Below are 21,910 nucleotides of genomic sequence, written 5' to 3' on the forward strand. Positions count from 1 at the left end.
TTCTTTCGCTACCACGCAGTTTAGATCACGGATATGGCTCTGAAATTCTCTGATCTTCCTCAGCTTTATTCGCACACTTTCGACACTGTGATCGACGTGCGCAGCCCGGCTGAATATGCCGAGGATCACCTGCCGGGTGCTGTCAATCTGCCTGTTCTGGACAATGAAGAACGTGCTCGCGTAGGGACGATCTACGTTCAGCAAAGCCCGTTTCTGGCGCGCAAGCTGGGTGCCGCGCTGGTTTTTCGTAACGCCGCCAACCATATCGAGGAAAGCCTGGCGCATCATGAAGGCGAGTGGAGGCCCTTGGTCTATTGCTGGCGCGGCGGTCAACGGTCCGGGTCCTTCACATGGATGTTGCAACAGATCGGCTGGCGGGCCGAAGTCGTCGACGGGGGGTATCGGACCTACCGGCGCCTCGTGAACAGATACTTATACGGCGATCCGCTTCCACACCGTCTGGTCGCCCTGGACGGGTATACGGGTACTGCCAAAACCGAACTGTTAACTCTGTTGCAGACGCGTGGTGTTCAGGTTCTGGACCTGGAACGCCTGGCCAACCATCGTGGTTCATTGTTGGGAGAGATGCCGGGGGGTCAGCCCAGCCAGAAAGCGTTCGAGTCCGCCCTTGCCGCTGGCCTGTGCCAACTGGACCCTGCGCGCCCGGTCGTGATCGAGGCTGAATCGTCCAGGATCGGTGGATTGATCTTGCCGCCCTGCCTGTGGACTGCGTTGTGCGGCGCGCCCCGGATCAGGATCATTGCACCTATCGAGACCCGCTCGGTTTATCTGACCGAGGCTTATGACGACATTCTGTCTGATACCGAGCGCCTGAAGGACCGCCTGTCGCCATTGCGCTTTCACCGGGGTCATGAGGTCGTCGATGGGTGGATGGCCTTGATCGATGCAGGCGACATGCTGGGGCTCACGCGGGCGCTGATGGCGCAGCATTACGATCCGGCCTACACCAAGTCGCATAGGGCGCAAAACGCGGATGTGATTGCGCAAGTCGAGGTCGTGTCGCTGTGTACTGCCGGGTTGTCCGATGCTGCGGCTCGGATTGAAAAGGTTCTGGATCAGCTCTGAAGCCGCAGCCCCGGTGTTTCTGTGAGTTTCCCGATGATCACGGCCGGATAGCCAGAGTTTCGGAGAACAGAACACAGCTCTGCCGCATGATATTCTGAAACAGCGGCCAGCAATCCACCGGCGGTTTGCGGATCAAACAGCAAATCCGCCTTGCCACCGGTAGGCAGTTCCGGTGCAATCCTCTGGTTGTCAGTGAATAATGTGGACCGGATACCCTGCTTGCTAAGTGCGATTGCACCGTCCATCACCGGGATCGCGTCGAGATCGAGCATTGCACCGCAACCAGAGGCTTCGCACATGCCATTCAGATGCCCTGCAAGGCCAAAACCGGTGACGTCGGTCATCGCATGCACACCTGCCAGAATTCGCGCGGCCTCCGACTGTGGCTGGATCATATGAGCCAAGGCAGCCGCAATCCATTTTCCTTCGGCCTGACCGGCCATTTCTGCCGCCATCATTACACCGCTGCCCAGAGGCTTGGTCAGGATCAACGCATCCCCTGGTTGTCCGCCCGACAGAGTTATTGGTTTGTCGGGACACAGACCGGTCAGGGTAAAGCCGATAGTCATCTCATCGCCCATCGAGCTGTGACCACCTACGATTTCAGCCCCTGCCTCCCTCATGACCTCACTTGCCGTGGTCATGATCTCGGTCATCGTGCGGTGCTGCAGGTCGGTTGACATCCGATGCAGAATGATCGTGGCCGTTGCGGCCTGCGGGGCTGCACCCATCGCCCAGATGTCACCCAGAGCATGAACAGCGGCAATGCGGGTCATCAGAGCGGGATCATCCACGAAGCTGCGCAGATGGTCCGTGGTCATCACTTGTTGCGCATCACCTGTCTTGAGGAGTGCAGCGTCATCACCGGGCAGGGGTATTACATCCGACCGGGTCGGAGGTGGAAGGTCGTGCACTGCCGCGCGCAGTGCCCCTCGCCCGACTTTGGCACCGCATCCGCCGCACAAGGGTTTGCCCTCCAGCACCTCGGTCACCCCGTCGGCGTGAATCCGGGGGATCGCGGGAGCATCCATCTGCGGCAAATGGCGAAACTTGTTCATGAATTTTTGATCGATGTTGTTTTTCCATTTCCACATCAACGGGCCGCTGAAGGAAGTCCCCAGCCGCTCAGCGAGGGCGGATTTGTCGCCAAGTGAAATCAGCTTTAGATAATCATTTTGCGGTTTGTAACGTTGCATCCGACCTGCGCCCAACGCAGCACGCAGGTTGTTGAACAGGACGGGGGCCTCGCGCACCGCATAGACACCGGCCTTGGGGCGCGGGTTCTCTGTCAGATGCGCGCAATCGCCGGCGGCAAAAATCGTTGAGTCGCTGGATTGCAGATGGTCATTGACCCGAATGTAGCCGTCCTGCAGGTCCAATCCGGTTTCGGCTATCCAGCCATATGCGCGGGCCCCGGCGGCACCCGTCACGAACTCTGCGGGTATCCGCCGGCCGTCATCCAGTTCGACGTGATCCGAAGTGACCCGAGAGATTGTTGTGCTCTCAACCACGTCAATGCCAAGCACTTTCATTGCCTTCCGGATCGTGCTGCCTGCCTTGGGCCCTGTAGCGGTCAGGGCCGAGGCATTGTCGATCAGCGTTACCTGTGCGCTTCGGCTTCGGGCGCGCAACGCATGGGCCATTGCCATGACGAGTTCAACACCCGCAACCCCACCGCCAATCACCAGGACGGCAGCCGGACCGGTTCCGTTCAGATATGCCGCCCATTTTTCTGCGAATGGCCCCAGGGGTTTCGCCGGAACAGCGTGTTCCGAAAAACCCGGCAAGGAAGGCATATCCGATGTGATCCCCACATTGACCGAGGCCACGTCAAATGCGACCGGAGGCCGGCCCGGTACGTGGACCACGCGCTGTTCGGTGTCGATCCCCGCGACAGACCCAAGTACAACGCGCGCACCAGCGAACCGCGCCAAGCGGACCAAATCAATGTCCAGTTCGGACCTCTCGTAATGCCCAGCCACAAAACCGGGCAGCATCCCGGAGTAGGGAGCCGTCGGGCCGGGATTGATCACGGTCACACGCGCGCCGGGTAACGGATCCATTCCCCATTTTCGCAATAGCAGCGCGTGGGTGTGGCCGCCGCCGACCAGAACCAGATCACGGGTCAGGGGCAGCGGAGGTTTATGCATGGCTCTTAGTTCGCGCTGTGATCCGGGACGTCCTCGACCTGTTCGACGGCGTGGGTGGCCCACAGCTCATCCTCGCCCGCGTCCGGCAGATCTTCGGGTTTTTCATGGCGATGGATATGCCATTTGGCAATGAACAGTGCCGTGATCGGAGCGGTCAGGAACAGGAACAAGGTGATCAGAAGTTCGTGCAGGGACAGGTGTGGTTCGAACAGGACCGAATGCCCAATTGAAGCCAGCAGAACGCCACCCACACCCAGCGTCGTCGCCTTGGTCGGCGCATGCAGGCGAGACATCGGGTCTTTCAGCTTGATCATGCCAAAAGAGCCCACAAACCCGAAGACGCCTGAAACGATCAGGAAGGCGGAGATCAGCAATTCGAAGACAACTGTCATACCGGCCTCACTCGATAATATTGCCGCGCAGCATAAAGCGCGCGTAGGCGACGGTTGAAACGAAGCCCAGCATGGCGATGATCATCGCGGCCTCGAAAAATATCTCGGACCCCAGCTTCAGCCCATAGAGGATCATCAGAGCAATGGTGTTGATCACCATCGTGTCCAGAGCCAGAACGCGGGTGCCGACGCCTTCTGCCGTGATGATCCGCCACAGACACATCATTATTGCCGCACCGAAACAGGCGAAAGCGAAGAATATGGCATATGACATCATTCGAAAATCTCCTTCAGGCGGCGCTCGTAACGGCTCTTGATCTGATCGCGAACGGCGTCCGGGTCAGGCGCGTCCAGACAATGGACCAGCAGATTGTGCCCTTGGGCCGACAGATCGCAACTGACCGTTCCGGGGGTCATCGTGATCGTCCCGGCCAGAACTGTGATGGCTTCGGGTGTACGCAGTTCCAACGGTACGCAGATCCAATTCGGTTGGCGGTCCGCGTCGCGTTTGAACAGGATGATACGGGCGACCGTGATGTTGGCCATCACGATGTCCCACAGCACCACCAGCATGTATTCCACGATCATGGGCCAATTGCGTAGCTTGGGTCGGTCAGGCCAATAGGGCTGCGTAATGAACGGGATGATGATCCCGAGGATCAGCCCGAATACCAGCGAATTCAGCGAAGGCTCATTCGCCAGAAATATCCAGACCAGCGTCAGAAGAACTGTCAGATGGGGGTGCGGGAATACTCGGCGCAGCAGCTTCATTACTCTTCCCTTCCCAGAACTGCGGAAATGTAGTTATCCGGCGTGAACAGTTGATGCGCTGTTTTGCGAGTATATTCCAAAGCAGGACCGGCAAACAGCGTCAGCAGGACAAGCCCAAGGACCGCGCCGAAAACTGCAGTGAACGCAAGGCCCGGTTGCGGTTCCGGGGCAGATGGTGCCTCGACCTCGGCCTCGGTTTCGGTCTGTGGGGCCTGTGTGCCGTCGTGACTTTTCCAGAATATCAGGGATCCGGCCCGTGCCAGACCAACGATTGTCACGAACGATCCGATCAGGATCACCGCCCAGATCGCGTTGGCATCCGGTGCATCCCGCGCCGCATCAAGCACCAGAAGTTTACCGACAAATCCTGAAAGCGGGGGCATACCCGCCATTGCAATGGCCCCTACGAAAAACAAGGCTGCGATCAGCCCTCCTTGCGGCATCGGCGGTTTTGGCATGATCGCGCCGCCCTGACGTTCCATCACCATGTCCGCCACCAGGAACAGCAATGCAGTCGCCAATGTCGAATGGAAGATGTAGTAGAGAGCCGCAGCCGTCGCTGTCTCGTCGAACAGCGAGATAGCGATTAGCAGGGTGCCCATCGACGCGATGGCACAAAACGCCACCATCCGGGCAATATGCTGCGCGCCCAGAATACCGATTGTCCCCACGGCCAGCGTCAGCAAGGCCGCCGGTTGCAGCCACTCGCCGACCAACCCGTCGGTCACCGCGACATCCGGCCCGAAGGCGAGGGTATAGACCCGCAGGATCGAATAGGCCCCGACCTTGGTCATGATGGCGAACAGCGCCGCTACGGGGAGCGGTGCGTTGGCGTAACTGGCGGGTAACCAGAAATGCAGCGGTAGAACGGCAGCCTTAATGCAAAAAACAAGCAGCAGCAGCACGGCGCCAACGCGCAGCAGGGCGGTGTCTTCGGGCGGTATCTCGGCTACCCGAACTGCCAGATCAGCCATGTTGAGCGTACCGGTCACGCCGTAGATCGTCCCCAAAGCAAACAGGAACAGGGTCGAACCGATCAGGTTATAGGCCACGTATTGCACGCCAGCCTTTAGTCGCACCGACCCGCCACCATGCGTCATCAGGCCGTAGGAGGCGATGAGAAGAACTTCGAAGAACACGAAGAGGTTAAATGCGTCGCCGGTCAGAAACGCTCCGCACACGCCCATGAGCTGGAAGTGGAACAGGGCGTGGAAGTGTTTGCCCCGGTCGTCCCAGCCCGACGCAATGGCGTATAGTACGATGGGCAACGCTAGCAGGGCCGTCAGCAGCACCATCATCGCGGACATTCTGTCCAACACCAATACTATGCCAAAGGGGGCGGGCCAGTTGCCCAATTCGTAGACCTGGATCACCCCGCTCGAAGCCTGGGCGGTGATTGTCAAGGCAATGCCCAGCAGACCAACTACGCCCGCAACCGAGAAGATACGCTGCAGGTCCAGATGGTACCGCAGGACCATGATGATAAAAGGAGCCAGAATCGCGGGCAGGACGATCGGCGCAACGATCCAGTGGTTCATGCGTCCTCTCCCGGCGCGTCCACGCTGTCCTGCGCGGTCATGTCGATATGGTCATCCTTCGAGGACAGATAGGCGCTGAGCGCGATCATCACGATCACTGCCGTCATTCCGAACGAGATCACGATAGCCGTCAAAACAAGCGCCTGTGGCAGCGGGTCGGTGTAGGGCACGTCTTCGTACTTGTTCAGAACCGCAGGCGCGTTCAACGCCAGCCGTCCGGTCGCGAACAGGAAGACGTTCACGGCATAGGTAATCAGGGACAGGCCCAGAATGACCGGGAAGGTTCGGCGGCGCAGGATCAGGAAAATCCCCGCAGCGGTCAAAACGCCAACGGCAGAGGCTACGAGCGCTTCCATCAGGCCTGCTCCTTTTCTTGTTCTTCTTCCGGAGGATCATCCCGTAACGGGTTGATATCCATCGGATGTTCCTGCGCAATTCCCGGCTGCCACGCGAAGCGGGACAAGCTGTCGAGCGCCAGCATGACCGCACCCAGAACAGCGAGGAAAACTCCTGTGTCGAACAGCATCGCGGTGGCCCACTCGAACTCTTCCAGGGGTGGCCAGTTTATGTAACCGAAGTCGCTGGTCAGGAAGGGGCGTTCGTTGAACCATGCGCCAAGTCCGGTGGCAGCGGCAATCAATACACCCCACCCGATGGTGCCGTGATAGTAGAAGCGCTGCCGTTCGATGGCCCATGTGTAGCCGCTTGCCATGTATTGCATCAGATAGGCGATAGCGACGATCAGACCGGCGATGAAGCCACCTCCGGGCTGGTTGTGACCTCGGAAAAAGATGTAGGCGCCGACCATAAGTGCAATAGGCATCATCACACGGGTCGCGACCACCATCATCAGCGGGTGTGAGTCTCCGGACTGAGGCCAATGGGGTTTGCGGTTCAGTAGGTAGCTGCGGACATTGGTGCCCAGCACTGCCTCGGTCAGGGCAAAGATTATGAGTGCAGCGATGCCCAGGACGATGATCTCGCCAAAGGTATCAAAGCCCCGGAAGTCCACGAGGATCACATTGACCACATTGGTGCCGCCACCACCTTTGTACGAATTCGCCAGATGGAAATCCGAGATCGTCGGAAAGGCGAAATCGCGCATCATCAGTGCGTAGATCAGCCCGCCAGCGCCCAGACCTGCAACAACCGAGATTGCGGCATCCCGCCACCGGCGTGGCGCGCTGCTGTCCCACGGCGTTTCTGTCGGCAGGAAGTTGAGCGAAAGCAACAGCAGGATCATAGTCACCACCTCGACCGAGATCTGGGTCAGTGCAAGATCCGGGGCGGACAGGTAGTTAAATGCCATCGAAACGATCAGCCCGACAACTCCGATAAGCACCAGTGACAACAAGCGGTTGCGGTGGAACCACATGATGGCCAGCGTCGCCCCGACAAGGCAGATCCAACCGATGATTGGAATAGGCTGCGCTGGCAACGGAACGCGTGTTTCCAGTCCAATAGTGCCGGTGGAATAAGCGTAGTACCCAAGGCCTACGGTGAAGGCGATCAGGATGATAGCATAGCGGCTGATGACGCCATTATGCAGCTCGTCCGTGATCCACCGGCAGAGGCTCGTAAACAGGCCGATGATTGCGTCAAAGATGGTTTTCGCTTCCGGACGGGGCAGAGCGTTCCACAATTGGTCGCCCCGGCGATGCAGCGACAGCAGAAACAGACCGCCCAATGTTGCTACAACCGACATGTACAGCGCAGGCGTAAAGCCGTGCCACAGTTTGAGCGAGTAGTAGGGTAGTTTTTCTCCGCCGATCACCGCGCTCGAAACGACAGCAACCAAAGGTCCTACGATTGCAGCGGAATACAGGCCGATCAGGACAACCAGAACCACCAGGAATGCAGGCGCCAGCCAGAGACCGACAGGCGGGTCATGAGGATGATGCGGATAATCTTCTCGCTCCGGCCCAAGGAAGACATGTCCGACAAAACGGAAGGAATAGGCAGCCGAGAACAGCGCGGCCAATAACGCCAGCCCCGGGACCAGATAGTGGGAGTTCAGCCAGGTGGTGTGGACGGTCTCCTCCAGCATCATCTCCTTGGACAAAAAACCATTCAGAGGAGGTAACCCCGCCATCGACAGCGCGGCAATCGTACCGATGGTAAAGGTAATCGGCATCAGGTGGCGCAAACCGCCCAATCGTTTGACATTGCGCGTGCCGGTCTCGTGGTCAACGATACCGGCGGTCATGAACAGTGCAGCTTTGAACGTCGCGTGGTTGATGATGTGAAACACGGCGGCAACGACCGCGATTTTGGTGCCAAAGCCCAGCAGCATGGTCACCAGGCCCAGATGCGACACCGTGGAAAATGCAAGCAGCGCCTTCAGGTCATCCTTGAACAACGCAATAATCGCGCCGATCAGCATGGTTACCAGCCCGGTCGTGGCCACGATGTAGAACCACGCGTCGGTTCCCGCCAGAACCGGCCACATGCGCGCCATCAGAAACAGACCGGCTTTCACCATTGTTGCCGAGTGCAGGTAGGCCGATACCGGCGTCGGCGCGGCCATTGCGTGAGGTAGCCAGAAGTGGAACGGGAACTGCGCCGACTTGGTGAAACAGCCCAGCAGGATCAGAATCAGCGCCGGTAGGTAATAGGGCGAAGATTGAATGAGTTCCTTGTTCTGCAGGATAACACTCAGGTCATAGGACCCAACGACATTGCCCAGGATCAGCATCCCGGCGATCATCGCCAGCCCACCGGATCCGGTGACGGCTAACGCCATCCGGGCACCCTGACGCCCCTCGGGCAGGTGCCTCCAATAACCGATCAGCAGGAATGAACTAAGAGATGTAAGTTCCCAGAAAATAAGCAGAAGTAGAACGTTGTCGGACAGAACGATTCCAACCATCGCCCCCTGAAACAGCAGCAGGTAGGTGTAGAACTGCCCCATTGGGTCTTCGCGCGATAGGTAGAACCGTGCGTAAAGTATGATCAACAGACCGATACCCAGGATCAGCAGCGCAAACAGAAATCCCAACCCGTCCAGCATGAAGTTGGCATTCAGGCCCAGGCCAGGGATCCAGTCGAAGCGCGCGGTCACCACTTCGCCACGCATCACTGCGGGAATGTGGATAAACAACCCGGCCAGCGCCAGAAAGCTCGTCAATCCGGCAGACGAAGCCGCTGCATTGCGGCCGGCGCGGATAAGCAGGGCGGGAAAGACAGCTCCGAGGAAGGGAAGGGCCGCGATGAGGAATAGGGACAACTGCGATACTCCGATCTTGGCGGTCATTGATATTGAACTGGTAGCGATAATTTAATGGCTGCTCGGAAAATGCAAGGTTTCCAATGACTGCTAATGGTGCCTGTCAGATACATTTTTCCTGCGTGAAAATGACGCGAAGTTGATCCGGCGCTTTTGATTCAGCGCGGTATTGGCTGTTGGGCTATGCTAACACCAGCTTGCAGAGCCAGGAGTACGCAGCGTGGCGGACACGGCGAAACGAACGCGAAGATGGGTCATTATGGGCGGTGGCATTGCCATCGCGGCCGGATTCGCCATCCGGGAGTATCGGTTGATCCCGCAGGATTACGCCGGTGGTCAACTGAGTGTTTCAGAAGCCCACGCCCAGGCATCGTCCGGGGAAATTCTTTTGATCGACATCCGAACCCCGCGCGAATGGCAGGCAACCGGAGTTGGCGACTCGGCCACGCCACTGGATATGCGCCGCGCAGATTTCGTGCAAACGTTGTCCCGGCTGGTGGATGGGGACAAAGCCGCTCCGGTGGCACTGATCTGCGCCAGGGGCGTCCGGTCGGCGCGCATGAGCAACCAACTGACCGAGGCCGGTTTTTCCAACATAATCGACGTGCCCGAGGGTATGCTGGGTTCAGCAGCCGGGCCGGGGTGGCTGCGCGCGGGATTGCCCGTTGACCGTTACACAGGGAACGAAGGATGACAGTGAAATATTGGCTTGCTCTGGGTTTGACCCTGACGGCGCAAACCGCGTTCGCCGCCTGCGGTGATGATAGGGGGGTATGCGAGACGGCCTCGGGCTCGTACCAGATCGAACTGCCCCCAGCCGACAACCCACCCCTGGTTGTGTTTCTGCATGGGTACGGCGGCAGCGGATCGGGTACGATGAATAATCGCAGCATGGTCGATCCATTGCTGAAGCGGGGCTATGCCGTAATGGCGCCGGAAGGTGCAATGCGAAACGGGCGGCAAAGCTGGAATTTTTACCCGGGCTGGGAAGGGCGGGACGAAACTGCTTTTCTGACCGAAGTCGTCGAAGATGCGGCTGAACGTTTTGGGATCGACACGGATCGCGTTGTGCTTGGCGGCTTTTCGGCCGGTGGTTTCATGGTGAACTATCTGGCCTGTGCTTCCCCGGATACGTTTTCGGCCTATGTGCCGGTGTCCGGTGGCTTCTGGCGTCCTCACCCCGAGGCATGCAAAGGTCCGGTGCGCCTGTTTCACACACACGGTTGGACCGACAACGTCGTCCCGTTGGAAGGGCGTATTCTGGGCGGAGGGCGCTTTCATCAAGGCGACATCTTTGCAGGTCTTGAAATCTGGCGCGTGGCCAATGAGTGCCCCGATACCAAACCCGACGGATTCACCAACACAGGTGACTTCATGCGCCGCAAATGGACCCGGTGCGCGGATGGCAGCGCGTTGGAATTCGCCCTGTTCCCCGGTGGTCATGGCGTGCCCCAAGGCTGGGCAGACATGATGGTGGATTGGTACGAAGGCCTACCCGGCAGCTGATTATTCTGCCGGGGTCATTGTACCTTTGCCTTCAACCAGCCTTTTCAACTCGTCCCGATACCGGCGAGCGGACCGGGTGATGGCGGGTTCGCTGAAATCCTCGCGCATGCCGACCAGCCGACGCGCGGCGCCCGCGGATACTCCGCTGAGTGCGGACAGGGGGATGGCCAGCGCAAGGCTGATTGCGATCGGAGCCAGCCAGATGGATACCAACCCAGCCAGAATACCGACGCTCAGCGCCACACCGCTGACGGTTTCCAGGGCGTGGCACAAGACAAGCGTCCGCAGCCCATAGGTTCCGCCGTCGCGCGCCTGCGGCGACCAGCCTTTTTGCAGACCCAGTGCGGTGCGGAACACAGCGATCATCTGCTGCACCATCAGGATCGGTGCGTAGAGGATCGACAGGATGACCTCGAACAGGAAAGAGGTGAAGAACTTGCGCCAACCGCCGAAGTCTGAATAGCGCGCGCCGCTCAGCGGCAAGGCGGCCACGCCCAGAACTTTGGGGGCCAGCAGCATCGCGTACATGACCAGGATTATCAGCACGTGGCGTGTCTCGGTCATTTCGGGCCATTGCGGGAACAGAGGGTTGTCAGGGCTGAAATAGTGCAAAACCGAGGCATCTTCGCCCTGACCGATCAGCGCCCACATCACCAACAACGCGAACCACAGCGGAGACATCAGGTATCCGACCGCACCATGGAACATGTGGAACCTCGATACAGCGCGGAAACCGGCCGAACCCAGCAGTTTCAGGTGTTGCAGGTTTCCCTGGCACCAGCGGCGGTCCCGCATGGCGTGATCGATCAGTGTGGGCGGTGTTTCCTCATACGAGCCGCGAATACGCGGCAAGAACCGCACGGCCCATCCCGCACGGCGCAGCAAGCCAGCCTCAACGAAGTCGTGGCTCATGATCAGCTTGTCCTGACCTTTGAACGAGCGCAGCTTGGGCAGACCAGCGCTGCTGGCAAAGGCCCTAGTGCGGATAATGGCGTTGTGGCCCCAATAGTTGCCCTCTTGCCCGCACCAGCGCGCAAGACCTTCGGCAAAGGCGATACCGTAAACTCCGTTGGCGAATTGTTGCATCCGGGCAAAAACGGATTGCGCGCCAATCAGTTGCGGGTAGCTCTGAATCAGCCCTGCGCCCGGGTCGCGTGCCAGCGCATCGGTCAGGCGATAGATGGCGCGACCGGTCATCAGGCTGTCGGCGTCCAGCACCAGCATCGCGTCCCAATCGGCACCCCAATGGCTGACCCAATCGGCGATGTTACCCACCTTGCGATCTGTGTTCTCCGCGCGGCGGCGATAGTACAATTCGAGACCGGGTGCCAGTGTTGTGCGCAGCGCTTCGACGCTGGCCTGTTCCTGTGCCGCGATTTCCGGATCGCGTGTGTCGGACAAGATGAACATGGCATAGTGATGTTGCCCACCTCTCGCCCGCAGATCCTCCAGCATGGTGCGGGCATTGCCAAGAACGAACCAGGGGACTTCGTTGTACACGGGCATGAGCAAGGCCACCCGCAAGGCCTGCGGTCTGGTTTGGTTCTTGGGTCGATCCTGTCGGGACAGGGACACCATGCCCAAAAGAACGGTGCAGACGGTGAACGAGATCCAGAAGAAGTTGAACGAGATCAGGGCAAGAAGAATGGCTTCGATCAGGTTGATCCCCTCGGCCCCGAACCAGTCGGTCATGACCCAGAGCAGCCCAAGCGTGGCTGCCATGGCGGGCGAAAACGCAAGTGCGCGCCAGAATCCGGCGGACGCTTCGGCCTTGCCCGACGGGACCTGCGCATCGCGGAAGTCAGTGCTGAAATCCTGCGCCGGCATCGCCAGAGGCGCCTCTGGCGGCATGATATGAAGGTCGCGGTTCATGCGGTCCATCTGTAAAGCCAGACCTCAGAGGCCGGTTGCTTGTCTTTCAGCAACTGCGCGCGCAGTTCTATGTGGTTACGGTCGCCGGGTTCGAACGAGAATGCCAACCGCAAGCCGCCGGTATCCGGATTGCGCTGCAACACGCCATCCGAAGTTTCTGCGTGGGGCGAGTCGACAAAGACCGTCATCGCCTCGGGGTCTTCAAACAATTCGCTGGCTTCGAAATCGATGACGGCCAGGCGACCTTCGCCAAAGGTGTTGTCACCCATTGCAGTGTTGATGACCCGGGGCATCGGGGTGCGCTGGGGTTCTTCGCCCCAGATCAGACGATAGGACAGGTCGACCTGACTGCCGGCGGAATATGGCTCGGCCGGACGCCAATAGGCGACGATATTGTCGTAAATCTCTTGATCTGCCGGAATCTCGACTAGGGTGACGCTGCCTTTGCCCCAATCCTGACTGGGTTCGACCCAAAGACCCGGGCGCTTGTGATAGTTTGCCTCAAGATCCGCATAGTCCGAGAATTCGCGCTTGCGCTGCATCAGGCCGAAACCGCGTGGGTTCCTGTCCACAAACGAGGAAATCTGCAAGCGGGTCGGGTTGGCCAGCGGGCGCCACAGAACCTCACCCGCGCCGTTACGGATCATCAGCCCATCACTGTCATGCACGGCGGGGCGGAAATCATCGAACCGGCTGTGGTTGGTCTGATCGAACAGGAACATCGAGGTTCCCGGGGCGATGCCGACGTGGGTCAGCTCGGTCCGCGGAAACAGCGTCGCCTCGATATCCATGACGCAGTCTGCGCCGGCGGTCACGTTGAACCGATAGGCACCGGTCACGCTCGGGCTGTCCATCAAGGCGTGGACGACCATATTGCGCTGGCCCGGTTCGGGACGTTCCAGCCAGAAGCGGATGAATTCGGGAAATTCCTCACCATCCGGGTCGCCGGTTTTCAGGGCCAGGCCGCGCGCAGACAGGCCATAGACCTCGTGCAGCCCAATGGCCCGGAAATAGCTGGCACCCTGCCAGACGCAGAACTCATCGGTTTTTCCGGGCCGGTGCATCTCGGTTCGAAGGCGCAGGCCAGAAAACCCCAACGTGTCATCGATGGGAAGTTGCGGCACGTCTTCGGACTTGTCGAACATTGAAAGATCGAAGGCGACCGGTTTGGTCATCCCGTTTTCGACGGTGGAAACCTTGACTGTGCGCGGAAAATATAAGCCCGGTGTGAAGAAATCGACGTTGAATGGTGTCTCGGTCTCGTACCAAAGCGCGCGATCCAGACGGAACCGGATCGAGCGGTATTGCTGATAGGTCAGGTCCTGCCATTCCTGCGGCACCATCTCGCGTTCCGCATAGGGACGGCTGGCCAGATCACGGGCCTGTGCGATCACGTCATTGCGATCAAAGGGCGCCTCACCCCCCGTGGCAAATGCGGACGGGGCAAATGCCAGTGCCGTTGTCGAGGCCAGAAATGCGCGGCGCGTGAAATTCATTTTTTAGTCTTCCAAGGATGTGACTTGAACCAAGCGGCCAGATAGGCCACGCAGATGATCATGGCAAAGCCAATCATGTTGGCCGCAAAGACACTGGCAACATCCCGCCCAGTCTGGTCCAATGCGACGCCGATAAGTCGCGCCGCTGCCATGGAAAATACGAACACGGCCAGTGATTGCTGCCCAACTTTCGATATCACCGCCAGCAGCCACTGCCAGACCCGCGCTGCCACACTGTGACCGGTTGCGATCAGGCGGTGACCGTGCTCACCGGCAGCGACCCAGCCCAGATAGGCCAGCGACAGAAAATGGATATAGCGCAGAACGCCGAACTCGGTCTTGCCACGCAGTTCTTCTGTCAGGGGCCACGCCTTGCGGATCAGTGCGCCGAGTTCCGGCCATGCGGAATTGACCCAAAGGAAGACTTTCCACGACCCGAAGGGCGCCGACAGGATCAGGAAAAGTGCGGCGGCCCAGATCAGGGTTTTGGAAACCGGTGGGGCCGGAATCCAGCCGCGCATGAGGGCAAAGCCGGTGAAAAACAGCAACTGCCAACCGAAGGGGTTAAAGAACCACTGGCGGTCTGACCAAGGTTCGGCGGGCAAGGCCAGCACCCCGGTTTGCGCCACCAGCCAGATCGCCACGGATGCAGCCGCCATGGCCCAGAAGTTGATCCGGTACAGCGCCATGAACAGAGGCATCATGGCCAACACCACCAGATACATTGGCAGGATGTCGAAGTAGTTGGGCACATAGGTCAGTGTAAAAAGCCCCACCAACTGCGAGGCCGGATCATTGAAAAAATGCTGCAGGTTCAGGGACGAGATGTAGTTCTTCTCAAAAGTACCGGACTGGTTCAACGCAGCCATGGTCATCGCGACGAAGAAAAACAGGCAGATGTGCGCCCAGTAGACCTGCCAGATCCGGAACGCGACGCGCGCCGAGCCCATCCACCATCCTTTGCGCATGAAGGCCCCGCCAAAAGCAATAGCCGAGGCCATGCCTGAACAGAACACGAATATCTCGGTCGCGTCAGAGTATCCGAACCTCGCTGGAATCCACTTGGACCAGGGGTCGTTTGGAATATGGGCAATCAGAATGATGAACATTGCGATGCCACGATAAAAGTCCAGCCGCGGATCGCGCGTGCTGGCAGCGGCTGCGGCCGAAGCCGCAACAGGCGCAAAATCAGAAGCGGGCGATGCAGTCGCCATACAGTTTCTGTCCTTCTTAGTCTTTTTTGTTATTCGGCGGGGACGCTTTGAACCTCGCCGCTGTCGCGGGCCGCTTCGATTAATGCGCGGCGCGCAAGTGCGTAATTGTCTTCGCCCCCGGCGCGTTTGGCGCGACGATCGTCCAGAATACGCTCGACTTCATCCAGACGACCGGAGCGCAACCCGGAGTCAATTGTGATGCGCTCGAATACATCACGTTGGGCGTGGCTTCCACCCGCCAGTTGCATCGACCCGCGTGCGTTCAGCAGGTGGTCAAATGCAATCCCGTACTGACCATCGCCAAAAGCCTCAAGACCCATCGCCGCAGCAACACCCGGATCAGCCATGCGGCGGGTCGTGTCATTGTTGGCCTGAGAGGCGTCCTTGTGAATGCGACCCAGCATCTTGGCCGTTGCGTCGTTGCGATTGTCACCGGTCAGGGCAAGCAGGTAATGCAGATCGGCAAAGATCAGACAGCCATCTTCCGTTCGCGCAGCGCTGAGATCTGCCAGTTCTTCCCAGCGATTGCCGACATCAATGCCTTCCAACTCCAGCCGTGACAGCAGCGAGGTCGCGTTCGAAATGTCGCGGTAATCGTCGGTCTTGTCCTTACGGATATACTCATCGTACAGGGTCATCACGTGATCGACCTGACCGAGATCCAGATGCATCAGGGCCTTGTGCCACCAGACGTGATAGCGGAAATTGTTGCAATGTGACCAGGCATCCTCTCGCCCGGCCAGCCAGTCGAGACCCAGCTGGGCATTACCAGTCATCTCATGCACGTGCGCAACCGCATGCAGGCCCCACGCATCGTCTGAAACCATCCACAGGGCCTGACGACCGGCAATTTCGGCCTTTTCATAGGCACCTGTTTCTTCCAGCGCAAAGGAGTGACAGCCCAGCAGGTAGCCGCGGCCCGGATGATCCGGCTCATAGGCGGGCATGATCCGTTCCAGGGACCGGCGCATACCTTGCGCATCGCCAAGGACGAAACGGGTCGCATGGCTCAGCTTCATCGCCAGCGTATCTTGTGGATGTGTGCGCAGAATTTCTTCGAATTTCTGAACGGCTTGCGAGGGGTGACCTGCAAGCCAGACGCCAAGCGCGTCGACATACAAGCGTTCACGCGCCGAGACAGGTTGCTGTTCCATGGCTGCGTTGGCAGCTGCCAATGCCTCGACTGCAACGGGCAGAATCTCGCGCCGGCCCAGCAGAACCATGAACAGACCCTTGACCGCATGACCCAGTGCGAACTGGGGTTCAAGTTCCAGCACTTTGCCAAGATGTTGCGGAGTGATCGCAGCATGAGCCATGAACCCAAGAAGAACACCATTCCAGGCTTCGACACTTGCCGGCTGGCTCAGGGTGTTCATCTGTCCAAAAACGTCTTGTTTCATGCTTGGGTCCAATCCGATTGCAAAATTCTACACTGTTCGATGTAGCAGAGTGTGTCAGCGGGTCGTAACAGTATCGACCCTGCTCTCGAATTGGTGAAAAGCTGTGTGTGGAAAACGCGAAAAAAACCGCCGATTCAAAGGCATGTTTCAGCAACATGCCGCTTAAACAAGCAGAGTGTTTCAATCCTCGAAGGGGTTTTCCGCGCTCAGGACGGTTTCAGTATCTGCGCCAAAGACCGGCGGGGCGCTGCGATATGTTACAGGCGTGCGGGACAGGTTCAGGGGATTTCCGATCAATTGCACGACGCCCGGCGCGGCCTGCATGGCGACCTGCATCTGCCGCGCGGCAACCTGATCTGTTGCAAAAACCTGATCCAATGTTTGCACGGGGCCGACGGGTACCTTCAACGCTTCCAACCCGGTGATCACTGAGGCTGTGGTGAGCGCCCGAACCGCCGGGCGCAAGACGGCATTCAAGGCATCCCGGTTTTCCAGCCGGGCGGGGTTGGTGGCAAAACGGGGATCATCGGCGAGATCGGGTTGCTCAATGAAACCGCAGAATCTTCGGAACTGCCTGTCGTTGCCGACTGCCAAAATCACATGCCCGTCGGCGGTTTCATAAACGTCATAGGGAACGATATTCGGATGACCATTGCCGCGTCTCTGGGGGACATTGCCCGAGGTCAGATAGTTCACCCCTTCGTTGATCAGCCATGCGACCTGCGCGTCGACCAGCGCCAGATCGATCTGTTGACCCTCGCCGGTTTGGTCGCGGTGCCGCAGGGCGGCCAGAATCCCGACGCAGGCATACATTCCGCACATGACATCGGCAATGCCGACACCAACTTTCATCGGCGGTCCTTCGGGGTCTCCGGTAAGAGACATGATCCCGCCATAGCCTTGCGCCATCAGGTCATAGCCCGGTTTCGAAGCGTTTGGTCCGGTCTGGCCATAACCCGAAATCGAGCAGTAGACCAATCCCGGAAGCTCCGCCGACAGAGTTGCATAGTCCAGCCCGTATTTGGCCAGACCTCCGGGTTTGAAATTCTCGATCAAAACATCCGCGTGTCTCGCCAACCGCCGGATTTCGGTCTGACCTTCAGGTGTGGCAATGTCGACGGCAACCGATTTTTTGTTTCGGTTCGAGGACATGAAATAGGCGCTCAGGTCCGATGGGTTGCCATCTGTGCCCAGTGCGTATGGCGGGCCCCATTGTCGAGTGTCGTCGCCGCCGGTAGCAGGATTTTCGATCTTGATGACACTCGCGCCCAGATCTCCCAGCAGCTGCGTACAGGTGGGCCCAGCCAGAATGCGGCTAAGATCCAAAACCTTGACACCCTTCAGGGGGCCTTCAGATGCGGCCATCGTAACCTCCGCGGTCGATTACTGCTGCGATAACCGTGAATTTGTCGGCGTTCACTGCCTCGTTCAGCGTTGCGCGCAGCTCTGTCCGGTTGCGCACTGTATGTCCATAGCCACCGAACGCCCGACCCATAGCGGCAAAATCGTGATGGTCGAAATCCACGCCGCGGTTTCCCATCTGGCGTTGACGCTGCTTCAGTTCGATCAAGGCAAGGCTGGCATCCACGAAGACCAGGAAGATGGGATTGCCGCCCATTTCCGCGGCTGTCGAAAGTTCTCCGGCCACCATCAGGAACCCGGCATCGCCGGAAAAGCTGATCACCGGGCGCTCGGGCTCGACCAGCTTCAGACCGATCGCCATCGGCACTGCGCAACCCATGGTGCAGAGCGCCGAAGACTGGATCAGCCCGCGCTCCTCGAAACACTCCCACATCTGGCTCAGTAGAATGCGGTGCGCGCCGCTGTCCGCTGTTGCCAGAGATTCAGGCGGCAGTGTTTCGCGGGTTTCAGCGATGATGGCGGCCGGTCCCCAGTCCTCATCTGTCGGAAAGGCTTTGGTCAGCGCTTCTTTGATTTGTGAAGGTTCGCCTCCGGACCAGGTTTCACGGGCCGGATTTCCCTTGGCAATGGCCTCCAGCGTCGCGTTGGTGTCGGCGACCAGGTTCAACCCAGCCTGATGCATGTAGTGATCGTTTATCACGGCCGAGATGTCGATGACGCGTTTATCATCCGGATCCCAGATCTCGCGCCAACCGGGACGCATTTCGATCGGATCGTATCCGAGGCACAGGATCAGATCTGCCTGCTCCACCAACGGCACCAGATGCTTGTCCGCAAGCGGCGACAGACCCGCGCCACCTAGACAGAGCGGATGATCCTCGGGAACAACACCCTTGGCCTTGTACGTCGTGACAAACGGGATACCAAAATGTTCCAGAAATGCCCGAACGACACAGCGCGAGTTGTCATATAGAATGTCCAGTCCCAGAATCGCGATGGGGCGTTCCGCCTCGGCAACCCAACGGCGGGCCTTTTCCAGACATTCGCCTTCGGGCGCGACTGGCGCCACCTTTGCCAACCTGCGTCGTTTCAAACTGGTCACCGGGGTGTCCGCGACCGAGATCGGCACGTCGACATGCACCGGGCCGGGGCGTGGTTGCATCGCAAGCGAGACGGCCTTGTCTGCAACGACGTCAGCGCCTTCGGCCGTAAGCAGATATGTGCCCTTGGTAATCGAGCGATAGACCCGAGAGTGATCCATAACCTGATGGGTGTAGGTCAGCGCCTCATCCGCATCGACGCAGCCCGTCAGCACGATCATCGGCACCCGGTCCTGCAACGCGTTCGCGACCACGTTGATCCCGTTCATCGCACCGGGGCCCAGCGTGGCGACCAGGATCGCCGGAGCCCCGTCACGGTGATGCACGGCCTCGGCCATGAAGCCAGCGGCGTTTTCATGTTTGGTCAGGTGAAATGCGATGCCTGCTTTTTCAAGCGCGTCGACCAGTGTCAGAACCTCGCCACCGGGCATACCGAATGCATGGCGGCAACCGGCCTCAAACAACCGTTCGGCCAATAGATCCGCAGCGCGGGGAGAAGGGTCCTGCATCAGTCATGCTCCGAATTGAATGTTGGCAAGCAGATTGCGGAGGACGCCCCCGGACGCAAGGTGGATCACGCCAGTGTGACTATTTGACTGCGCTTTCGGCCACGGCCTGAAACTTGATGTCCAATTCCTCGGCAATATCGGCCAATTCCTGACCGCCCTCGGCCGCATAGGGCGCAAAGACAAAGCTGGGCGTTTTGTAGGACAGCGTGGCCGTGCGGTCGTCATTTTCGGTCACATAAAACCGTATTGGTGCTTCGATCATGGCTGCGGTCGAAGTCCCAAGTACCCGCACTGCGTAGTCATTGTTGAACGCCCCAATCACCAGATTTCCGGGAATGGCGATCCCTCTGGCCGCCGCTGCCTTGGTGGGTCCGGCTTGTGTGACAACGATCAGACCATTTTCTTTCACTGCAGTCTTAGTGGCGTCCACCAGTTGCTCATAGCTCTTGTCGGTAGGGTAGACAGCCCATCCGGCCAAGGGTTCTTGGGCCAGCGTGGGAACGGCCAGCATACACAAAACGGGTAACAATGCCTTCATGACCGCGCCTCCCTTGGATCGGTAGCGTGATTGTTGCCCGAAATTGCGAGGTGGTGCACTCACATTCCTGTGTATCAAAACGCGACAGAGGCTTGCTCTGTAGTCGCGAAACCCGCAGAAACGCGTGAACGTTTCCGAACGAGGCCAAATTGGACAAGATTCGTTTGCTGATCTGTGAAAGCTGTGCGGGCACGCGCGATCGCGATGCTGAACGTCGGGCAGTGCAAGCTGCGTTGACCATTGTCGGGCTGGACGACAGGGTCGAGGTCGGAGCTCATGCCTGCTTCAGCGGTTGCGACAGCCCTACCACGCTGGCTTTGCAGGGGCAGGGGATGGCTTCATACGTCTTCACGGGGATTGATGCTGTCGCTGACGCAGAAGACATCGCTGCAACATGTCGGGCGTTTTTGGACAGCCCCTCGGGTTGGATTGAAGACGCCCGGCCATGCGGGCGTCTTCGGATGTGTCTGCGTGCGCGTGTTCCGGCGCTTTAGTTGACCTGAACCGTGACGGCAGTGCTGACCGGTACGTTGTCGACCGTCAGCGGGCTGTGGCTGTTTGCGTTCAGCGAAACCGAAACCTCGACTTCACCCTTCGGCAGGTCGGGAATATGCATCCAGTTGCCATAAAGGCGCGCCAGCTTCTCGCCATTCACATAGACATGGGCGTGACCCTCGCCGTCATTGTCAGCCTTCGATGCGTTTTCCGGCGAGAACCGGAAGTTCTGAGGCATGACGTGCAGGTTCCAGCCGGCCATCGGGTCCTGTGTCAGCGCGATTTCCAAACCGGGTGCATTCGGACCGGATGGCAGGTTTACGGCGGTGGAATGGTCGTGCGCCATCGCCTCGGCATGGGCGCTGCCGTGATGGGAAGGATCGGAATGGTCATGACCGTCGAAAGTGACGCCATTGGCTGCGGCCAGCACAAATCCAGCGCCTCCGCCAAAGACCAGACCAATTGCAAACAGAGCAAGTGAGCGGGACATTTCTTATCCTTGAAAAACAATAGCCCGCCGGGGTTTGCCCGGCGGGCGCGTCATGCAGTCGATCAGGCGCTTGCTTCGGCGTGCTTGGCTTCTCTCTGCCAGAAATACCCGGCAAAAGACCCAACCAGTACCCAGGCCACCAAACCGATGCCAAAGGCGCGTGCTGCGAACAGCGCGCCGATTTCGGTTGGAACAGGCCCGGTGAAGACATCCGGTTCCGGTGCGCCGATCACATGCGGGGCCAGCAGCAGCGCGGCAGCAACAACATAGCTGATGAGATTACCGCCAAAGGCGATCAGCCACATGGCAACACCCGCTGCGGCCACCGTTGCGAACCACCAGACCTGCCGGGCATAGACATCAGCCGCGGCAACGCCGGGAACTTCCGGTGCCAGCGTAAAGCCTGGCGCCAGGTGAAAGGCGACAAAGCCCGCAAGCCCCCACAGAACGCCGGTGCGGCCATCGACCTTATGCCCAAGACCTTCGGTCACCGACATCAGCGCAACCAGCACCAGCGCATAGCCGGTATAGGTCAGCATCGTGAAAATCACGCTCAGCGCGTCGCGGGTCAGGTCCGAGAACATGCCCGGCAACTCGGGGTGGGCAGAGACGGCTTCGGCTCCGAAATGAACCAGCTCACCGGATTCATACAGTTCGGCGTGCAACAGAACCGGTTGCACAAACGCAAGCTGCAGCAGAGCGGCAATCAGCCCCGCTGCAGCACCAGCGAACAACGCGCTGGTCAGAATGCGACTGAACATTGTC

Annotated in this window: 20 protein-coding genes; 4 read left to right on the plus strand and 16 right to left on the minus strand. The window is 59.1% G+C overall.

What is annotated here, in order from left to right:
- The first annotated feature begins 33 nt into the window (after nucleotides 1–33).
- Nucleotides 34–1,086: a tRNA 2-selenouridine(34) synthase MnmH gene (mnmH, locus tag AC2TEL_RS00175; protein ID WP_480901341.1), complete on the plus strand. Its 1,053-nt coding sequence runs from the start codon at nucleotides 34–36 to the stop codon at nucleotides 1,084–1,086.
- On the opposite strand, the gene selD is transcribed toward mnmH, so the two are convergent.
- From selD to AC2TEL_RS00210, 7 genes are read right to left on the minus strand one after another with little or no spacing between them, the layout of a single operon-like run.
- Nucleotides 1,077–3,236 carry a selenide, water dikinase SelD gene (selD, locus tag AC2TEL_RS00180; RefSeq protein ID WP_480842607.1) on the minus strand — a complete coding sequence of 720 codons (2,160 nt, stop codon included), beginning with the start codon at nucleotides 3,234–3,236 and terminating at the stop codon, nucleotides 1,077–1,079. The two genes, mnmH and selD, sit on opposite strands and share 10 nt — an antisense overlap.
- A 5-nt stretch (nucleotides 3,237–3,241) precedes the next feature.
- Nucleotides 3,242–3,628: a Na+/H+ antiporter subunit G gene (locus AC2TEL_RS00185; RefSeq protein ID WP_480842605.1), complete on the minus strand. Its 387-nt coding sequence runs from the start codon at nucleotides 3,626–3,628 to the stop codon at nucleotides 3,242–3,244.
- 7 nt (nucleotides 3,629–3,635) lie between these two features.
- On the minus strand, nucleotides 3,636–3,905 hold the full coding sequence (locus tag AC2TEL_RS00190; protein ID WP_480842603.1) for a K+/H+ antiporter subunit F: 270 nt from the start codon (nucleotides 3,903–3,905) through the stop codon (nucleotides 3,636–3,638).
- A complete protein-coding gene (locus AC2TEL_RS00195; protein WP_480842601.1) occupies nucleotides 3,902–4,399 on the minus strand; it encodes a Na+/H+ antiporter subunit E in 498 nt (165 codons plus the stop codon). Before AC2TEL_RS00195 ends, AC2TEL_RS00190 begins: the two co-directional genes overlap by 4 nt.
- Nucleotides 4,399–5,937 (minus strand): monovalent cation/H+ antiporter subunit D, encoded by a 1,539-nt coding sequence (locus tag AC2TEL_RS00200; RefSeq protein WP_480842599.1) that lies wholly within the window; start codon nucleotides 5,935–5,937, stop codon nucleotides 4,399–4,401. Before AC2TEL_RS00200 ends, AC2TEL_RS00195 begins: the two co-directional genes overlap by 1 nt.
- Nucleotides 5,934–6,293 (minus strand): Na+/H+ antiporter subunit C, encoded by a 360-nt coding sequence (locus tag AC2TEL_RS00205; RefSeq protein ID WP_480842597.1) that lies wholly within the window; start codon nucleotides 6,291–6,293, stop codon nucleotides 5,934–5,936. Before AC2TEL_RS00205 ends, AC2TEL_RS00200 begins: the two co-directional genes overlap by 4 nt.
- Nucleotides 6,293–9,163, minus strand: coding sequence for a monovalent cation/H+ antiporter subunit A (locus tag AC2TEL_RS00210; protein ID WP_480901841.1), 2,871 nt, complete (start codon nucleotides 9,161–9,163; stop codon nucleotides 6,293–6,295). Before AC2TEL_RS00210 ends, AC2TEL_RS00205 begins: the two co-directional genes overlap by 1 nt.
- Nucleotides 9,164–9,383: 220 nt before the next feature.
- On the opposite strand from AC2TEL_RS00210, the gene AC2TEL_RS00215 reads away from it, so the two are divergent.
- Together AC2TEL_RS00215 and AC2TEL_RS00220 are read left to right on the plus strand one after the other, a co-directional pair.
- Complete coding sequence (locus AC2TEL_RS00215; RefSeq protein WP_480901343.1) at nucleotides 9,384–9,857, plus strand: rhodanese-like domain-containing protein; 474 nt, start codon at nucleotides 9,384–9,386, stop codon at nucleotides 9,855–9,857.
- Entirely contained in the window at nucleotides 9,854–10,669 is an 816-nt protein-coding gene (locus AC2TEL_RS00220) for a CE1 family esterase (RefSeq protein WP_480901344.1), read from the plus strand. Before AC2TEL_RS00215 ends, AC2TEL_RS00220 begins: the two co-directional genes overlap by 4 nt.
- Here the strand turns inward: AC2TEL_RS00220 and mdoH are convergent, their stop codons facing one another.
- From mdoH to AC2TEL_RS00255, 7 genes are all read right to left on the minus strand, one after another.
- Nucleotides 10,670–12,541 carry a glucans biosynthesis glucosyltransferase MdoH gene (gene mdoH / locus AC2TEL_RS00225; protein WP_480842591.1) on the minus strand — a complete coding sequence of 624 codons (1,872 nt, stop codon included), beginning with the start codon at nucleotides 12,539–12,541 and terminating at the stop codon, nucleotides 10,670–10,672.
- Nucleotides 12,538–14,037, minus strand: a complete 1,500-nt coding sequence (locus AC2TEL_RS00230; RefSeq protein WP_480901345.1) for an OpgD/OpgG family glucan biosynthesis protein — start codon at nucleotides 14,035–14,037, stop codon at nucleotides 12,538–12,540. Before AC2TEL_RS00230 ends, mdoH begins: the two co-directional genes overlap by 4 nt.
- Nucleotides 14,034–15,251, minus strand: a complete 1,218-nt coding sequence (locus tag AC2TEL_RS00235; protein WP_480901346.1) for an OpgC family protein — start codon at nucleotides 15,249–15,251, stop codon at nucleotides 14,034–14,036. The genes AC2TEL_RS00230 and AC2TEL_RS00235 overlap by 4 nt, the downstream gene beginning before the upstream one ends.
- Before the next feature lie 29 nt (nucleotides 15,252–15,280).
- Complete coding sequence (locus tag AC2TEL_RS00240) at nucleotides 15,281–16,651, minus strand: tetratricopeptide repeat protein (RefSeq protein WP_480842586.1); 1,371 nt, start codon at nucleotides 16,649–16,651, stop codon at nucleotides 15,281–15,283.
- A gap of 180 nt (nucleotides 16,652–16,831) precedes the next feature.
- Nucleotides 16,832–18,016, minus strand: coding sequence for a CaiB/BaiF CoA transferase family protein (locus AC2TEL_RS00245; RefSeq protein ID WP_480901348.1), 1,185 nt, complete (start codon nucleotides 18,014–18,016; stop codon nucleotides 16,832–16,834).
- Nucleotides 18,003–19,622 carry a thiamine pyrophosphate-binding protein gene (locus tag AC2TEL_RS00250; protein WP_480901350.1) on the minus strand — a complete coding sequence of 540 codons (1,620 nt, stop codon included), beginning with the start codon at nucleotides 19,620–19,622 and terminating at the stop codon, nucleotides 18,003–18,005. Before AC2TEL_RS00250 ends, AC2TEL_RS00245 begins: the two co-directional genes overlap by 14 nt.
- Nucleotides 19,623–19,701: 79 nt before the next feature.
- Entirely contained in the window at nucleotides 19,702–20,160 is a 459-nt protein-coding gene (locus AC2TEL_RS00255) for a DUF302 domain-containing protein (protein WP_480901352.1), read from the minus strand.
- Between the two features lie 149 nt (nucleotides 20,161–20,309).
- Here AC2TEL_RS00255 and AC2TEL_RS00260 point away from each other — a divergent pair, with 149 nt between their 5' ends.
- Nucleotides 20,310–20,654, plus strand: a complete 345-nt coding sequence (locus AC2TEL_RS00260) for a DUF1636 family protein (RefSeq protein WP_480901353.1) — start codon at nucleotides 20,310–20,312, stop codon at nucleotides 20,652–20,654.
- Here AC2TEL_RS00260 and AC2TEL_RS00265 read toward each other — a convergent pair.
- Both AC2TEL_RS00265 and AC2TEL_RS00270 read right to left on the minus strand, forming a co-directional pair.
- Complete coding sequence (locus AC2TEL_RS00265; protein WP_480901354.1) at nucleotides 20,651–21,145, minus strand: hypothetical protein; 495 nt, start codon at nucleotides 21,143–21,145, stop codon at nucleotides 20,651–20,653. The genes AC2TEL_RS00260 and AC2TEL_RS00265 overlap by 4 nt on opposite strands.
- Before the next feature lie 62 nt (nucleotides 21,146–21,207).
- Nucleotides 21,208–21,906 carry a CbtA family protein gene (locus AC2TEL_RS00270; RefSeq protein ID WP_480901355.1) on the minus strand — a complete coding sequence of 233 codons (699 nt, stop codon included), beginning with the start codon at nucleotides 21,904–21,906 and terminating at the stop codon, nucleotides 21,208–21,210.
- Between the last annotated feature and the right edge of the window lie 4 nt (nucleotides 21,907–21,910).

The organism is Ruegeria sp. HKCCD9138, from assembly GCF_057220975.1.

Excerpts from the sequence above, each read along its gene's own strand:
- mnmH (WP_480901341.1), top strand. The coding sequence starts at position 34 with ATGGCTCTGAAATTCTCTGATCTTCCTCAGCTTTATTCGCACACTTTC.
- selD (WP_480842607.1), bottom strand. The coding sequence starts at position 3,236 with ATGCATAAACCTCCGCTGCCCCTGACCCGTGATCTGGTTCTGGTCGGC.
- AC2TEL_RS00185 (WP_480842605.1), bottom strand. The coding sequence starts at position 3,628 with ATGACAGTTGTCTTCGAATTGCTGATCTCCGCCTTCCTGATCGTTTCA.
- AC2TEL_RS00190 (WP_480842603.1), bottom strand. The coding sequence starts at position 3,905 with ATGATGTCATATGCCATATTCTTCGCTTTCGCCTGTTTCGGTGCGGCA.
- AC2TEL_RS00195 (WP_480842601.1), bottom strand. The coding sequence starts at position 4,399 with ATGAAGCTGCTGCGCCGAGTATTCCCGCACCCCCATCTGACAGTTCTT.
- AC2TEL_RS00200 (WP_480842599.1), bottom strand. The coding sequence starts at position 5,937 with ATGAACCACTGGATCGTTGCGCCGATCGTCCTGCCCGCGATTCTGGCT.
- AC2TEL_RS00205 (WP_480842597.1), bottom strand. The coding sequence starts at position 6,293 with ATGGAAGCGCTCGTAGCCTCTGCCGTTGGCGTTTTGACCGCTGCGGGG.
- AC2TEL_RS00220 (WP_480901344.1), top strand. The coding sequence starts at position 9,854 with ATGACAGTGAAATATTGGCTTGCTCTGGGTTTGACCCTGACGGCGCAA.
- mdoH (WP_480842591.1), bottom strand. The coding sequence starts at position 12,541 with ATGAACCGCGACCTTCATATCATGCCGCCAGAGGCGCCTCTGGCGATG.
- AC2TEL_RS00230 (WP_480901345.1), bottom strand. The coding sequence starts at position 14,037 with ATGAATTTCACGCGCCGCGCATTTCTGGCCTCGACAACGGCACTGGCA.
- AC2TEL_RS00235 (WP_480901346.1), bottom strand. The coding sequence starts at position 15,251 with ATGGCGACTGCATCGCCCGCTTCTGATTTTGCGCCTGTTGCGGCTTCG.
- AC2TEL_RS00240 (WP_480842586.1), bottom strand. The coding sequence starts at position 16,651 with ATGAAACAAGACGTTTTTGGACAGATGAACACCCTGAGCCAGCCGGCA.
- AC2TEL_RS00245 (WP_480901348.1), bottom strand. The coding sequence starts at position 18,016 with ATGGCCGCATCTGAAGGCCCCCTGAAGGGTGTCAAGGTTTTGGATCTT.
- AC2TEL_RS00250 (WP_480901350.1), bottom strand. The coding sequence starts at position 19,622 with ATGCAGGACCCTTCTCCCCGCGCTGCGGATCTATTGGCCGAACGGTTG.
- AC2TEL_RS00255 (WP_480901352.1), bottom strand. The coding sequence starts at position 20,160 with ATGAAGGCATTGTTACCCGTTTTGTGTATGCTGGCCGTTCCCACGCTG.
- AC2TEL_RS00265 (WP_480901354.1), bottom strand. The coding sequence starts at position 21,145 with ATGTCCCGCTCACTTGCTCTGTTTGCAATTGGTCTGGTCTTTGGCGGA.
- AC2TEL_RS00270 (WP_480901355.1), bottom strand. The coding sequence starts at position 21,906 with ATGTTCAGTCGCATTCTGACCAGCGCGTTGTTCGCTGGTGCTGCAGCG.